A 14300-nucleotide genomic window follows, 5' to 3' on the forward strand; every position below is an offset into this window, starting at 1 on the left:
TATACACAAAAGCCATAATGTTTCTGTGCTGTTATACCATTTGGTTTGTCCAGCAAAGTATCGTCGAGTTGTATTTACCGATGAGGTAGATGCTCGACTTAATGAAGTTTGCCTGGAGATAGCTAAACGGTACGAGATCAAGTTTATCGAGATTGGAACTGATTACGACCATGTTCACTTTCTTGTGCAATCAGTACCGATGTATAGCCCAACTCAACTGGTTCGGATTGTAAAGAGCATAACGGCCCGAGAAATCTTCAAGCTTGTTCCTTCTGTAAAGAAGAAGCTATGGGGCGGTGAGTTTTGGTCAAAAGGATACTTTGTTAACACCGTTGGACAGAAAGGCAATGAAGAAACAATTGCAAAGTATGTCCGTAACCAAGGTCGCGAAAAAGAATATCAGCAACTACACCGGGAACAGCTTACGCTTTTTTAAGATACCCCGTAGCTTGCTGCGGGGTAGTTCATTCAGCTGAATTGTCAAAGAACCGTTCCATCTGACCGGAGAACCCCCGTCGGTAGATGGATTTAAGCTGTAAACCCCAGGCTGAATTGATTCAGCGGGGGGAACCAGGCTGGTGCAATCTGACTGCTCACGGATTCAGGTCATTGTTTCATGACAAAGGGAGATAAAAAGGCAGAACTATGAAATCAACTCCATTTGAACTAGCCACTATCGCATCCATTCTCCTGGGCATCACCGGAGTTGCATTGTTGCTTACCTACTTAACAGCTCTATTGACGACATCGATTTTTCATGAATATCATGTTCTTGCCGATGCCTTTCTCTTCATTGCCTTTTACTTGATTCTTTCAGCCCTCACGGTCAGACTACTCATCAGGTATTCTCCCCTTGAAGCGGAAAGTCATGGCATCGACTGCTTCACGGTGACCTCGAAAAAAGCCTTTTTCTGGAAGATTCTCACGTCGGTCACTGCCATGAGTTGCTATCAGTTTCTTCCGTTAATACCTCTTTTCCTTCGCCCTGGTTATTTTGCCCTGTTCGGTGCCAAACTGGGTAATAACGTTGAGGTTGCCGGCATACTCTCCGAACTTCCACTTATCTCTGTTGGTGACTATGCATTTATTGGCGGTAACACTTTCATAACTGCCCATGCAGTGGTGCAGGGGATGATAATCCTCAAACCGATCAAAATCGGCGTTAACGTCACTATCGGAGTAGGCGCTATCGTCATGCCGGGGGTGGAGATTGGAGAAAACTCAATAGTGGCCCCAGGCTCCGTGGTGGTGATGGATACGGTTATTCCGCCACACGAATATTGGAGCGGAATGCCGGCACAAAAGGAGCGGTCACTTAAAATTCCACGAAAAGGTCCCCGCTAGATGTTAGGCCCAAGTTATGACCTAAAGGAATGAACAGGAGATTTTCGCTGTCGGAGAAATAGTCATGAACAATTCACTGATTATTGAAAATCAATATAACATCGGTCACATCTGTACACGTCAGCAGTGTGATTTGGGTAGGGCTGAAAAGGAGGCCATGCGGTGGGTCTCTCCGACGTTTGAGATTATGGCATATACTTTTAAGGACATTGAAATACAAAGTAATAAATTTGCCAATCTATTGCTTCGGCTAGGAATATTGCCGGGGGATGTATTTTTTACGTTCTTGCCTAGAATGCCAGAACAGTTTTTTGCCTTTCTAGGTATACTTAAAATTAACGCGATAGCAGCACCTCTCTTTTCGAATTTTGGCGAAGAAGCACTCCTTGATCGCCTTGGTGATGCGCATGCCAAGGGGGTTATCACCAAGAAAAGTCTATTGAAAAAGATTGAAAAAATCCGCGACCGGCTCCCTTTTTTAGAGCAAGTGATCGTTGTTGACGTTGATGAACATCTCTCAGACACAGTTCTTAGCTATAATGCACTAATGAATGAGGCTTCTCCTGAATATAAAGCTGAACTCACAAGTGCGGAAACCCCTTCCGTCCTCCATTACACTTCTGGGTCAACCGGTAAACCCAAAGGGGTTCTGCATGTTCACAGCAGTGTCCTCCTTCAAAACACGACTGCTGCGGAAATACTCACTTTGAAGGGAGATGACATCTATTGGTGCACTGCCGACCAGGGGTGGGTAACCGGCACCTCATACGGCATCATTGGCCCGTGGAGTATTGGCCTCACCCAAGTGCATTTCGGTGGGGTATATGACGCGGAAGCGTGGCTCAGGATTTTGGAAACTGAAAAAATTACAGTTTGGTACACTGCACCAACAGCTCTCCGAATGCTGATGCGTGAAGAGCCCGCCCTTTTCGCGAAATTCAGCTTGCAGAGCCTCAGGCACATGTTCAGCGTGGGCGAACCTTTAAATGCCGAAGTCATTCATTGGGCGCGCAGAACTCTTGGCAAAGAAATTTACGACACGTGGTTTCAGACAGAAACTGGCGCCATTATGATCTCAAACCGTCCCGGCCTTGAAATAAGACCGGGATCCATGGGAAAGCCGATTTGCGGCATTGAGGCCGCTATCATTGCCGACGATGGTACTCTCCTACATAACAAGGAGCAGGGGAACCTCTGCCTGAAGACTGGGTGGCCTTCGATGTTCGTTACCTATCTCAATAATGAAGAAGTTTATCGTCAAAAATTCAGAGGGGACTTCTATTTTTCAGGGGATACGGCCTATCGTGATGAAGACGGCTATTTCTGGTTTATGGGCAGGAGCGACGATGTTATCAATATCGCGGGTCACCTCGTGAGTCCTTTTGAAGTGGAAAGCGCCCTCTTAGAGATCGAAGAAGTGGCGGAATCGGGTGTTATTGGCGTCCCTGATGATCTCTTGTTTGAAAAAGTAGTTGCCTTTGTCTGCATTCACAAAGGTTATAGCTCTTCAATAGAATTGGAACTCAAAATACGCCTCCATGTGACCAATAAAGTGTCATCGATAGCTACCCCACAAGAAATATTATTTGTCGATTCAGTTCCCAAAAACAAAAGCGGCAAAATAATGAGACGCGTTTTAAAAGCTTTCTACCTGGGAACTGATACCGGCGACATTTCAACATTGGAGATATAGCCATATGACCACTAAGGAAAGACTGAATGCCATTTTTTGCGAAGTTTTCGATGACGAGACCATAGAAATCAGATCCGAAATGACAGCCAATGATGTGGATGGCTGGGATTCTCTTTCTCATATCAATCTTGTTGTTGCAATTGAAGCCAAATTCAAGATGAAATTTAGCCAGAAAGAACTTCAAAGCTTCAAGAATATTGGGGATCTTCTGAAGGGTATTGAAGACAAAACCAGATGACTATCAAAAGGTCGTGGATAAATTCATAAGTGTCCAGTTAAGGACTTGTCGGTGATGGAAGACCAAGGTCAATTAGGCCAAACACATCTCTTCTCCTACACCGTTTTTGTCAAGACCCTTCAATATGGGCCGGTTTGGTGCGTATTTTGATCAGTGGTTCTTGCCTGGAACAAACCATTAAGCAAGCAGACGAGGTAATATTGAATGCAGAGTGGCTATAAATCAGCAAGTAGTGAGGAGAGATACGAAGTTCGGAACGTACATAAATATTTCGATGTCAATGCCACTATCGTAGAACGTGAAATCAAGCCAGGGGCTACTGTAACGTTTTCATCGGAAGTTGATCTGTCAGAAATCGAAGAAATTCGATCAAGTTGTGCAGACGGTTACAAGCCGTCGTACACTGCCTTTGTTGCAAAAGCCGTCGCATTGGCTCTGAAAGAGTTCCCCTATGCGAATCGACGGATATTGCGTGCCGGATGGTTACCTTTTTTACCTGCAAGGATGCAACAATTCAATACTTGTGACATTGCTGTTGCGTGCGAGAGAAATCTTGAGGGTATTGAAGTCTCAACATTTATCGACATATTGAGAGACTCCGAAAAGTTATCACTGTTTGAAATAACAGAATGGCTCCATGATTTGGCTCGATGTAACGAGGCAAATAACAAACAGTGGCGCGATTATAAAAAAGTTATTTTTCAGGCGCCATCCTGGTTCGCCAAGTTTATCATCAACTTACCTGTAAAAATACCCAAGTTATGGAGCATGTGGCGTGGCGGCGCCGTCATTATAAGTTCTCCAGCAAAGTACGGTGTCGATGCTGTCGTGGGCGCCTGGATGAACCCTTTGGGGGTGACCTTTGGGATTGTTAAAAAAAGACCTACCGTAAAAAACGATGAAATTGTCGTGTGTCCTACGTTTATTTTTTCGCTCAATTTCGACCGTCGTGTTATGGCGGGGGCACAGGCCGCTCGCTTTTTCCAGCGTATCATATATATACTGGAACACGCTTCAACTGAGCTGGCATGTCATCTCGGTTTTCCTGCTTCGCGGTGTGCTGGGCAGGGGTAACTTCGGGCACTCCCTACCACAAACGTTCTTGCCATTGAATGAGAAAAGCCAAGGGAATTCCCTTGGCTTTTCTACTGCTGCTGGATTGTGTGGGGGCAGTTAGCTCTTCATTTTTCTCCGAGCGAAGCCTGCCAAACCGAGGAGCCCCATACCCATGAGGATAACGGAGGAGGGTTCCGGAACGACGGTGAACTTATTGCTCCCATCGGCCTTCAGGAGGAGGTCGTTGGACGTGACGGTGTTGACGGCAAACTCTCCTTCACCGGCTCGGCCATCGAAAAAGGCTGCGGTTGCTGAATCGAGTGGCGGGTAGTTCTGGGTGCCTTCGTACCGAATGGCGATGATTTCGTTCCCAGAAAATTGATCGACAGTTATAAGAGTCGGGTCCAGGGTGCCAGCAATAATGTCCCCTAAGAGAATAGCGGACCCTTGACCTTCGGTTGGAGAGGTAGCAATAAAGGAGCTTATCTGTCCCGGCCGTATATCAAATCCCGCAACTAGCTGACCGTCGTCAAAACCGAAACCTGATCCAACGACCGCATTGGGGGTTGGATCATAGAAAATGTAAGCTTGCCCCCCGATGGTCTCAAAAAGAGCAGCTCCGGCCGTCCCAATGGGCGTAAATGAGGAAACTCTTTCCTGGAATTCAGCTACGATGGTGTATTCAAAGTTTGTGTTTAATCCCGGGAAAAGAACAGAATTACCGTTAATGTCGCTCACGCCTTGGAGGAAAGCTTGATACTTAAAGGTTAAGGGGGTTTGGTTATTAAACGCGTCAAGGAATTTTGTTTGGCTTGGCTGTCCCCCAGTTGCCAGACCCACCGCAAGACCGCTCCCTGAAGAAGCCCAGTCTAGGTTGTGGATGTCACTGACAAAGCTAGCAGTATCTTCATTGAATAAGCCCCCCACCCAAAATGGCTGCGCAAATGCCGTCCCAGCGAAAAGCATCGTGCCAGCAACTGCTGTTGCTACTAATGATTTTTTCATTGCTTTCTCCTCCTTTCGAATTGTTTTGTTGTTATTGCTTATCATCACATCCCATTTCATCTGCACACCTCCGTTCTATTTACAATTAATTTGAAAGTGTATTTAGCTGATTGATAGGTTTACATCAGCAAATGGTGTGCCAATGCGTAACTGACCGAAATTACCCTGGATTGTCTTTGGGGGGAGGTTTTTGTGGCCTTGAATGTAAAGAATGTCGACGATTACTTGGGAAATCCTTACAGTTCAAATTTCACAGGGGGGATTTGAGCCAGGTAGGATCGTATTGGAATGTGACGTGACACCGTTGATCAGCTATAACTGGCCAACCTGCGAATGCTCGGCGCACAAGAACGAACGCCCCGCCAGAGGAAGCTGGGGGGCGATCGGTGTGATGCGATAACGATGTCTGATAGGCTAGGGAAGGGTGAAAGTCATCAGGCGTGAAGGGGGAGGGCGCGTCTGTACGTGAGTACCCGTTGATGGCGGGTGGGTGTATTCACTTTTCTCCTCAGTTCTTCCAGGAGTCTTCCCTCATCGGTTATCACGTCCCAGACGTCCTGACGCTCGGTTTTAATCCTAGCGAGAAGCCCTTCGACATTCTGATAACAGGGCTGGCGCTTGCCGTGGTATTCAACAAGAGGCCCGATCGGCTTGAAGTAGATGCCGAAGCGGGTGAGAAGGCGCAGAAGGGACGGTTCCATCACCGCGAACCAGTCGGTGACGCCGTGCGCGGCGCTCATCTGCACGATGGCCTTCATGAGGCCGATGGTGATGCAAGGCATGAGAAGTTGCTTGTCGATGGCGGGCCCTGGATTATCGGATGCGGAGGCTCCACTAGGCTCTGATTCCCTAACCAGCTGTCTGAACCCCTTGGAGATGCAGAAACGGGATATCTCGGCAGCTTTCCCATGGTAAAACATCTTCGGGTCGGAGAGGAGCGGGCTCTTGCAGATCCCCTGGATGGGGAAGCTTTCTTCCGGCTTCGGAGCGGGAAGGATGAGCCGCACCGTGCCGGCAATCGCTCCGGATGACCTGTCTTTAAGCAGGCTGTGGACGGACCGGGCATCGTATTCGTCCCGTTCGACGCAGTTGGGATGGATGTTCGGGTCTTCGAAGCTGTTCTCGATGCAGTAGACTTGGTAACGTAGACGATGCACCTGATCCACCAGGGCCGAGGTCTTGGCGGGAATCACATCGAACCACTGATTATAGGTTTTCTTGAGGCTGACGTTGTTGTCCGCGGGCTGTTCGAACTGTGCACTCGTATTCATTGTCATTCTTACCTCCTCCGTGAGTGATACGCTGGAGTGCCGGGTTATGCGGGTTTTGGAGTTGTTAATTTTTGAACAAAAAAAAGCCGGGGGCCGATATCTAATAATCATAGATATTTCGGCGACCCGGCTGTCTCGGTGAGACCCTGTAGGCTTTCCGCCCCACCCTCGCGGGTGGTTTAGTATTATCGTTTACCTTGAAGCTATTTAGTTGTGAAAATTTAGGTAACACTAGCACTCTGTTTTCCGTAAATCAAGTGTAATATTGTAATTTATTTCTCATGTTACGAATGGTTGACTTGAAGATATGGTGAGATGCTCCATCTAGTCTTACCAGAAATGCCATCTCCCGGTCTGCAGGACATAAATTCCGAGAAGGAGATTCGTTACCGCGTGCGAAAGAATGCAGTGGGCAATGCTCTTGGTATAATAAAGCAATGCGTTGTATGCTATTCCGGCCATAATGCCGGCGACGATAAGATGGTGCTCGAGGCCGAAGAGAACGACGGTGATAAGAAACGACGGCCAGGTGAAGAGGCCTACGGGGATCGATGTGAAGTCTTTATCGATGATGTAGCGCACGAGAAATGATCGCCAGAAGAGCTCTTCCATGATAGGTACGACTACTGCAGCCCCCATCAGTCGGAATGCCACCATGGTATTTCGGGTTAAAGGATCAGCGAAGAGGGTGGGATTGAATCCCTGCGGTGTGCTCTGGCTTGCAAACACCCAGTCCATGTTGATCCAGAGTATGAAAACAAGGAAGCCTAGAATCAGGCTCGCGAAGGTTTTCGAAAAAGTTGCAAGATCACTGAGGCGAATCTCGTCGTAACGGGAACGTAAGAAAACGAGCGCCATTCCTACAGAAATTGCCTTCAGAGGATAGAGGTACAGGAATGCCTCTGGTGAAAGAGAGAAAAACCCCTGACGGGAAATAAAACGAAGTGCTTCTTCACCACCTATCCAACCCATGAAAAGAGCGAAGGGGAAAATCCTGCAAAAAGCCGGTGTATTCATGAAAGCTCCAGACTTATGGAGTTACCTGAGAGTGAAAATTGTTGTTGCCTTGAAGCGAACGTTACTTCATATTGTTAAAAAATATACACAAAAACCGTATGTTGTCATCAGATAAATTAGTCTATGAATAGAATATCTTTCTTTTGTTCATCGGGAGGGTCGCCATGTTTGAATTCAGGAAAGCTGACCATGATAAGCAACTTATGGATGAAATCTATTGGCTTCGCTACAAAGTCTATTGCGATGAATGGGGGTTCGAGAAACCTGAAGACCATCCTGATGGGATCGAAATTGATGACTATGATCACCACTCGGTCCATTTTGCAGCCTTTCGGGAGGACGATGGCAGCCTGATCGGAACGGTTCGCCTTATCCGCTCGTCGGAGTTGGGATTTCCTCTTTTCAGCCACTGTACGGTCGATACCGATCTGTCTTTTCTTGGGGGAAATGCCGTGGGAGAGATTTCTCGCCTGGCAATCAGCAAGGAACTCCGCAGGAGGCGACCCGACAGGGCCCTGTACGATGGTGAAATGCAGGAACTGGAAGTGGAGGATACACCGCTCGCGGTTCGTGAACGGAGGAAAAATGAGAACGCAATCGTCTTGGGTCTTTACCGCTGTCTTTACAAGGAAAGCATCGAAACGGGGGTAACACATCTTTATGCGGTAATGGCTCGGGGGCTTTTCCTCTTACTCAAGAAGATATCAATTAACTTCAGACAGATAGGGCCGGAGGTGAATTATCATGGATCGAGGACTCCGTATATTCTTGATCTTGCTCAAATGATGGTTGACCTCAAAGAGAGGAATTCCCAACTTTATCAGTATTTCAAGGATTAACCCGAGTTACGAATTTTTCATCTCGGAGCGTTGATGTGATAATATTTTGTTCGTTTCGCGTAGGCAGGAACCTTGAGGTCACCTCTGTTAATAGCGAGTTGGAGCAACGTTTAGGTGACGAGGCAAAACGGGCTATTGGAGAGCCCTATTACTACTTTATCCCCAAGATATACAGCGGACCTCGCGATGCGGTGCAACAGGTTCTTGACGAGGGGAGGACCATCGTCATCAGGGGTTTTCGCATCTTGTGGATCTGTGATGAGATGACGATGGATATCACAATTTCCCCCCTTTACGACAACGATTCAACGATCAACGGCGCTGAGATTGCCATGGTTGCCTCTCAGCGTTGCCTCCCCATGCGCGAAAGTGACCATTTCCGCTCACTTATCGACATCGGCAAAGTATCTGCTACCCTTGCACACGGAGTCCGCAATCCGCTCAATGCCATCAAGGGGGCTGTTGTTTACCTCAAGCACCGCTATGGTTCCGATGAAACGTTTGTGGAGTTTGCGGACATCATTGACGAAGAGATCGCCAAGCTCGACGCTTTCATCACCCGCTTCCTCAGTACATCGCTCCTGGAAATGGAGAAATCGCGCAGCGATATTCATGAGCTGCTGGAAAAGATCATGAAGATTACGTCCCTCCAGGCTCAGGAGCGTAATATCCGGTTCGTCTGCGATTATACGGACGTTCCCCTCTTAGAGATCGATGCTTTTCATCTGGAGAGTGCAATCCTCAACATCGTAAACAATGCCATTGAGGCGATGGGAAGCGGCGGCACCATTACCTTTAGAACCCGCATGACCACAATGTCCTCCAAGGAACACGTGACGATCGACATCTGTGATTCCGGTCCGGGGGTGCCCGAGAGTGCGTTCCGCAATCTGCTTTGTCCTCCCAGCGGCACGGCACGGGATAAGGGGAGGGGATTCGGGCTTTTCATCTCCCGAGAGATTGTCCAGCATCACGGTGGAAACCTTGAGATACTGAACGCCAAAGGAAGCGGTGCGACAGTGCGTCTCTATCTTCCCGTAGAGAGTCCTCAGGGAGAGAAATATGCAGGGTAAAGTGCATGGCAAGGTGCTCATTGTCGATGATGAGCCGAATGCACTCACGGTTCTCGCTGCAATACTGCGTGAGGAGGGATACTCTGTATTCAAGGCTGGGGATGCCGAAGCGGCAGAGCATGCCTTGGGTAAAGAGGATATAGATACCGTCATCACCGACATGAAAATGCCGGCTAAAGACGGGATGCAGTTGATGGATTTCATAGCGGATCGCTACCCTGACATACCGGTCATTTTCCTCACGGCATACGGGTCTGTGGATTCTGCCGTCCATGCCATAACTCGTGGGGCATTTTATTATTTCATCAAACCTCCCGATTACGCAAAGCTCAAGGGCATTCTGGCCCGTGCCGTGGAGCAGCGGGGGCTCAAACGTGAGCTCGAAGCGTTGCGCAAGAGAGTCCCCGGGGGGAAGACGGCACGCATTGTTGGTGTCACGCCGGAGATGGTTCGTATTTTCGAGACGATCGAGGCCGTCAAGGATTCAATGAGCAGCGTACTTATAAGTGGCGAAACCGGTACCGGCAAGGAGCTCATTGCGCGGTCCCTTCACTATGGGAGTGTGCGAAGGGACAAGCCGTTCGTGGCGGTAAACTGCGCGGCGATGCCTCGGGAGCTGATCGAGTCTGAATTGTTTGGCTACGAAAAGGGGGCCTTCAGCGGGGCATTTTCTCGGCGTATCGGCCGCTTTGAAGAGGCGGCGGAAGGGACGATCTTTCTCGATGAGATCGGAGAACTGGAGATGCCGCTCCAGGCAAAGCTCCTGCGGGTTCTTCAGGAGAAGGAAATAGAACGGCTTGGCAGCAATAAAAAGATCAAAGTCAATTTTCGGCTCATTTCTTCCACCAACAGGAATATCCCCGCCGAAATCTCCGCTGGAAATTTCCGCGAAGACCTTTACTACCGTCTCAATGTGGTCCAGATTCAGGTTCCTCCCCTCCGTGACCGCCGAGAAGACATCCCTCTTCTTGCGGCCGAACTCATCAGGGAGTACGGCGCGCGGGAGGGGAAGGTGCTCCGTATTGACGACGAAGTCATGCAGGCGTTCCTTAATTACGACTGGCCCGGAAACATACGTCAATTGGGCAATATCATCGAGCGTGCCGTAGTCCTCGCAAAGAAGGACCGGATAACAATCAAGGAGCTTCCCGAAGATCTCAAAACCTATGTGTTGCATACGGAGACTCGTCCGCCGGTACGAACTCTGCGTGAGATCGAAGAGGAGGCTATTCGGGCTGCGCTGGAAGAGAGCGCCGGAAACAAGTCGCAAGCGGCCAAGCTGCTCGGTATTTCCCGAAAATTCCTGTACAAGCGGCTTGAAGAAATGGGGCAATGACGTGGCCTGAGTTTTTTGGCCGGTTGCACATGCTTTTTCAGTGCACTGGCAACCATTTAGGAAAGATGTATCCAAAGGGTACAATGGTGGCAATCTTTTAACCAGTGGTAATTATTGTATTTGTATTAAAGGTGTATCTGTCGGATACACTTTTTTTTGTGTTTCGCACACCATCAACCATAAGTGTATCCAATGGGTACAGTATTCGCCGTTTCATCGGTTTTCATGCTGTGGATTCATCTCCATTTGGTGCGGTGAGATTATCTTCCTAATGGTACTTAAATTAAAAACAAACGTAAATACAGAGTGATAAGGATTGCTGTGCGGCAGTTAATGACGATTTTTTCGTAAAGCGTTTAGATCGGGTATCTATTTTGCTCACTGTATAGGGGTATGGAACAAGAAACTATTCTCATAATTGACGAGGCCGGCTTTTCTCGGGTCTGTTCTGCAATTCTCGAGGCAGAGGGGTATCGTGCAGAAACTATCCCCCTTGAAAGCCCCGAGCCACAAACAGTATGCAATGAGGGGGTGGGGCTGGTGATAACCAGTTATCCCTACGGCTCACGTTTCTTTGATGACCTGTGTCGGTACAGCCTCCCCATTATTGTCCTTACTGACCACATTAGCAAAGAACTCCTCTCTGCACTTGAGGGTTTTGAAAATTCGATATGTATGATAAAGCCTCTTGACTACCAAAAATTCACGTCACTCGTGAGACAAATGATGGCTGGTACGTACGCGAGCCAAGGAGGGTACAGCATTGTCTAGAAAACATATTGTAATGCTTCTTGTTATTGCGGCGACTCTTTCCGCCTGCGGAGCGAAAACGAAGGAAGAGCTTTACACCGAGGCAGTTAAAGAGATGGAAAAGGGCAACGCCAATGGAGCGATTGTCCTTCTCAAGAATGCGGTTGAAAAAGACCAGAACTACTTCGATGCCCGCTACCAGCTTGCCAAGGCATATATGGCAGCCGGCAAGTTAGAGCAGGCAGAAAAGGAGTTGCAGAAAGCGCTCAGGCAGAATCCTTCCCGTCCGGAGATCAGGCTCGAACTGGCCAAGATTTACATTGCCACCAACAAGCCCGACATGGCCATTTCCGAAGCTCAGGAGTTTCTGAAATCCCACCCTGCTTCGCCCGAAGCGCTCGAAATTCTTGCTGTGAGCCACCTCCGGAAAAAAATGTTTCCTGAGGCTGAGAAGTATCTCAAAGAAGCCCTGCAGGCTGAGCCGGGGCGCTCTTCCGCGAAGATTGAGTTGGCGAGGCTCTATCTGGCAAGCGATCGGGTTGCGGAAGGGAACGAGATTCTTGACGACATCATCCGCAAAGATCCCAAGAATACCGCTGCATACTACCTTTTGGCCACATATGCAGGTTCGAAGGGAGACCGTGAAAAAGCGAAGGAGTATTATCAAAAAATTTTCGAGGTCGACCCTACGGATGTGAACGCGGCGTTCAGGGTTGGTCTTATGTACTTAGAAAAGGGCGAACTCGAAAAGGCGCATGGGATAGCCAGCGACCTGATCGGGAAATTCCCCAACAGAGCCGAAGGCCGGCGACTCAAGGGGATGTACCTGTATACTAAAAAGGACTACGACCAGGCAATAACTGAACTCCAGAGCTCCCTGAAGATTCAACAGAATCCCGGTACCTATTATTACCTTGGACTCAGTTACTACAAACGCAACGAGCTTGAGAACGCCCTGAGCCAGTTTCGTAAGGTTCTCGATCTTGCACCTAACCATCAACAGGCACGGCTTTTGACCTCTTTGGTTTTGCTCCAGCAGAAGCGGGTCGACGATGCCATTACCGAGGCCAAGCGCGTCATTGAGGCTGACGACCGCAATCCGACTGCCCATAACATCCTTGGTAATGCCTACATTGCGAAGGGTATGGTAGACGAGGCGCTTAAAGAATTCGACAGAGCCCTCGAGCTTGAGCCGAGATTAGTGGATGCGCATGTAAAGAAGGGTATCGTCAGCTTGGCGCGGGGGAAGGCAGCCGAAGGAGAAGCCGACCTGGTGGCAGCGGTTAAGGTTGCCCCCGAGATCCTCAACAGCCGGTATCTGCTCGCTACCTATTACCTGCGTACAAACAAAAAAGACAAGGCTATCTCCGTCCTGAAGGAGGGCTTACGTGGGGGCAAGCAGGACGCACTTCTATACAACAGCATGGCCGCCGCTGCCTTTGCCGCCAAACGCGAGGATGAGGGTATCTCCTATCTGCAGAAGGCCAGAGAAATGGCCCCAGACTACTTCCCGCCGTACTTTAACCTTGCATCATATTATATAAACAAGAAGGACAATGCACGGGCGGCAGGACTGCTCAACGATGTTCTGAAGCGTGACGGCGCCAACATCCAGGCCTTGATCGGCCTTGGTGCCATCCGGGAAGCTGAGGGGAAAACCCAGGATGCTCTCGCTTATTATGCCAAGGCAAAGGAGACCAAGAAACCGCTCGGGTATCTCTCGCTTGCTTCGTATCATGTTCGCAGGAAGGAGCCGGCAAAGGCACTAACCATAGCAGATGAGGCATTGAAGGCCAATCCTGGTAATGCGGGACTATTGGAGCTAAAGGGGGGACTCCTCGCTGCCGATAAGAAGTATACAGAGGCAGTGAAAGTGTATGATGAATTGGAAAAAACCACACCCGCGCGGGCCATCCCCCTGAAGATCAACGCTTATGTGGCGATGCACGATATCCCCAAGGCTGCAGAGCAGGCCCAGAAGATCATCAAACAACGCCCTGATTCCGCCGCAGGGCATCTGGTCCTTGCCTCCATTTACGAGAGCCAGAAGGACTACGATCGAGCCATCGCCGCTTGCCGGAACGGTCTCGCTGCCGAATCGGGGAACGTGCAGGCAGCCCTGACACTGGGGGGCCTATACGAGAAAAAGCGCAATTACACACAGGCTATAACCACTTACGAGGACATACTCAAGAAGAACCCAAAGTATACTCCTGCGCTATACGCAAAAGGGTCGGCCTATGACCGCATGGGCAAGAAAAAGGAGGCTGCGGGTATCTACCGTGAGGTGATTAAGCGGGCGCCAAACAACCTTCTTGCCCTCAACAACCTCTCTTTCCTTTATTCCGAGGGATACGGGAGCAAGGCGGAGGCACTCAGCCTTGCCACCAAAGCGTATAATCTGCAGCCAAAGAGTCCAGAGATAATGGATACTTACGGCTACGCGCTCCTAAAGAACAACAAGAAGACTGAAGCCTTAACGGTGCTTGAGAAGTCGGCATCGCTTCTCCCGAACAACCCGACAGTGCTTTATCACCTTGCCCTCGCGTATCGCGAAAATGGCAACAAGGCAAAGGCAGCAACAAACATTCAGAAAGCGCTTCAGTTTGGTGATTTCCCGGAAGTTGCTGCAGCAAGGACGCTGCTTGCAGAGTTGAAAAAATGATGCAAGGAAGTGA

The 14300-nt window shown here is 49.1% G+C and carries 13 protein-coding genes and 1 riboswitch; of the genes, 10 read left to right on the forward strand and 3 right to left on the reverse strand.

The annotated features are described in order from the left end of the window. Nucleotide 1 precedes the first annotated feature (1 nt). The 5 genes from tnpA to RCH91_RS19865 all read left to right on the forward strand — a co-directional run bounded on the left by tnpA (nt 2) and on the right by RCH91_RS19865 (nt 4349). Nucleotides 2-436, forward strand: coding sequence for an IS200/IS605 family transposase (gene tnpA, locus RCH91_RS19845; RefSeq protein ID WP_306536932.1), 435 nt, complete (start codon nt 2-4; stop codon nt 434-436). Nucleotides 437-645: 209 nt separating this feature from the next. Beyond that, nucleotides 646-1344: a DapH/DapD/GlmU-related protein gene (locus tag RCH91_RS19850; RefSeq protein ID WP_306536934.1), complete on the forward strand. Its 699-nt coding sequence runs from the start codon at nt 646-648 to the stop codon at nt 1342-1344. 64 nt (nt 1345-1408) lie between these two features. Further along, nucleotides 1409-3037 carry an AMP-binding protein gene (locus tag RCH91_RS19855; RefSeq protein ID WP_306536936.1) on the forward strand — a complete coding sequence of 543 codons (1629 nt, stop codon included), beginning with the start codon at nt 1409-1411 and terminating at the stop codon, nt 3035-3037. A gap of 4 nt (nt 3038-3041) precedes the next feature. Beyond that, on the forward strand, nt 3042-3275 hold the full coding sequence (locus RCH91_RS19860) for an acyl carrier protein (RefSeq protein WP_306536938.1): 234 nt from the start codon (nt 3042-3044) through the stop codon (nt 3273-3275). Between the two features lie 204 nt (nt 3276-3479). Next, on the forward strand, nt 3480-4349 hold the full coding sequence (locus tag RCH91_RS19865; RefSeq protein ID WP_306536940.1) for a 2-oxo acid dehydrogenase subunit E2: 870 nt from the start codon (nt 3480-3482) through the stop codon (nt 4347-4349). Nucleotides 4350-4448: 99 nt separating this feature from the next. Here RCH91_RS19865 and pepA read toward each other — a convergent pair whose 3' ends face one another. From pepA to RCH91_RS19880, 3 genes are all read right to left on the reverse strand, one after another. Continuing rightward, nucleotides 4449-5396: a flocculation-associated PEP-CTERM protein PepA gene (pepA, locus tag RCH91_RS19870; RefSeq protein WP_306536942.1), complete on the reverse strand. Its 948-nt coding sequence runs from the start codon at nt 5394-5396 to the stop codon at nt 4449-4451. A gap of 374 nt (nt 5397-5770) precedes the next feature. Next, nucleotides 5771-6607, reverse strand: coding sequence for a PEP-CTERM/exosortase system-associated acyltransferase (locus tag RCH91_RS19875; RefSeq protein WP_306536944.1), 837 nt, complete (start codon nt 6605-6607; stop codon nt 5771-5773). A gap of 117 nt (nt 6608-6724) precedes the next feature. After that, nucleotides 6725-6801: riboswitch (cyclic di-GMP riboswitch) on the reverse strand. 136 nt (nt 6802-6937) lie between these two features. Beyond that, a complete protein-coding gene (locus RCH91_RS19880) occupies nt 6938-7624 on the reverse strand; it encodes a CAAX prenyl protease-related protein (protein ID WP_306536946.1) in 687 nt (228 codons plus the stop codon). Between the two features lie 164 nt (nt 7625-7788). On the opposite strand from RCH91_RS19880, the gene RCH91_RS19885 reads away from it, so the two are divergent. The 5 genes from RCH91_RS19885 to prsT all read left to right on the forward strand — a co-directional run bounded on the left by RCH91_RS19885 (nt 7789) and on the right by prsT (nt 14287). Next, nucleotides 7789-8463 carry a PEP-CTERM/exosortase system-associated acyltransferase gene (locus tag RCH91_RS19885; protein WP_306536948.1) on the forward strand — a complete coding sequence of 225 codons (675 nt, stop codon included), beginning with the start codon at nt 7789-7791 and terminating at the stop codon, nt 8461-8463. Between the two features lie 35 nt (nt 8464-8498). Next, entirely contained in the window at nt 8499-9536 is a 1038-nt protein-coding gene (locus RCH91_RS19890) for a nitrogen regulation protein NR(II) (RefSeq protein ID WP_306536950.1), read from the forward strand. Then, entirely contained in the window at nt 9526-10872 is a 1347-nt protein-coding gene (locus RCH91_RS19895) for a sigma-54 dependent transcriptional regulator (protein ID WP_306536952.1), read from the forward strand. The genes RCH91_RS19890 and RCH91_RS19895 overlap by 11 nt, the downstream gene beginning before the upstream one ends. A 393-nt stretch (nt 10873-11265) precedes the next feature. After that, the gene (locus RCH91_RS19900) at nt 11266-11643 is read left to right on the forward strand and encodes a DNA-binding response regulator (protein ID WP_306536954.1); all 378 of its coding nucleotides are present in this window, start codon (nt 11266-11268) and stop codon (nt 11641-11643) included. Beyond that, the gene (gene prsT, locus RCH91_RS19905) at nt 11636-14287 is read left to right on the forward strand and encodes an XrtA/PEP-CTERM system TPR-repeat protein PrsT (RefSeq protein WP_306536956.1); all 2652 of its coding nucleotides are present in this window, start codon (nt 11636-11638) and stop codon (nt 14285-14287) included. Before RCH91_RS19900 ends, prsT begins: the two co-directional genes overlap by 8 nt. Nucleotides 14288-14300 lie beyond the last annotated feature (13 nt).

The organism is Geobacter sp. (genome assembly GCF_030834625.1).
In the GTDB taxonomy this organism is placed as follows: Bacteria; Desulfobacterota; Desulfuromonadia; order Geobacterales; family Geobacteraceae; genus Geobacter.

Bases quoted from the DNA above. Each gene is read 5' to 3' on its own strand.
- RCH91_RS19850 (WP_306536934.1), top strand. From the start codon at position 646: ATGAAATCAACTCCATTTGAACTAGCCACTATCGCATCCATTCTCCTG.
- RCH91_RS19855 (WP_306536936.1), top strand. From the start codon at position 1,409: ATGAACAATTCACTGATTATTGAAAATCAATATAACATCGGTCACATC.
- RCH91_RS19860 (WP_306536938.1), top strand. From the start codon at position 3,042: ATGACCACTAAGGAAAGACTGAATGCCATTTTTTGCGAAGTTTTCGAT.
- RCH91_RS19865 (WP_306536940.1), top strand. From the start codon at position 3,480: ATGCAGAGTGGCTATAAATCAGCAAGTAGTGAGGAGAGATACGAAGTT.
- pepA (WP_306536942.1), bottom strand. From the start codon at position 5,396: ATGAAATGGGATGTGATGATAAGCAATAACAACAAAACAATTCGAAAG.
- RCH91_RS19875 (WP_306536944.1), bottom strand. From the start codon at position 6,607: ATGAATACGAGTGCACAGTTCGAACAGCCCGCGGACAACAACGTCAGC.
- RCH91_RS19880 (WP_306536946.1), bottom strand. From the start codon at position 7,624: ATGAATACACCGGCTTTTTGCAGGATTTTCCCCTTCGCTCTTTTCATG.
- RCH91_RS19885 (WP_306536948.1), top strand. From the start codon at position 7,789: ATGTTTGAATTCAGGAAAGCTGACCATGATAAGCAACTTATGGATGAA.
- RCH91_RS19895 (WP_306536952.1), top strand. From the start codon at position 9,526: ATGCAGGGTAAAGTGCATGGCAAGGTGCTCATTGTCGATGATGAGCCG.
- RCH91_RS19900 (WP_306536954.1), top strand. From the start codon at position 11,266: ATGGAACAAGAAACTATTCTCATAATTGACGAGGCCGGCTTTTCTCGG.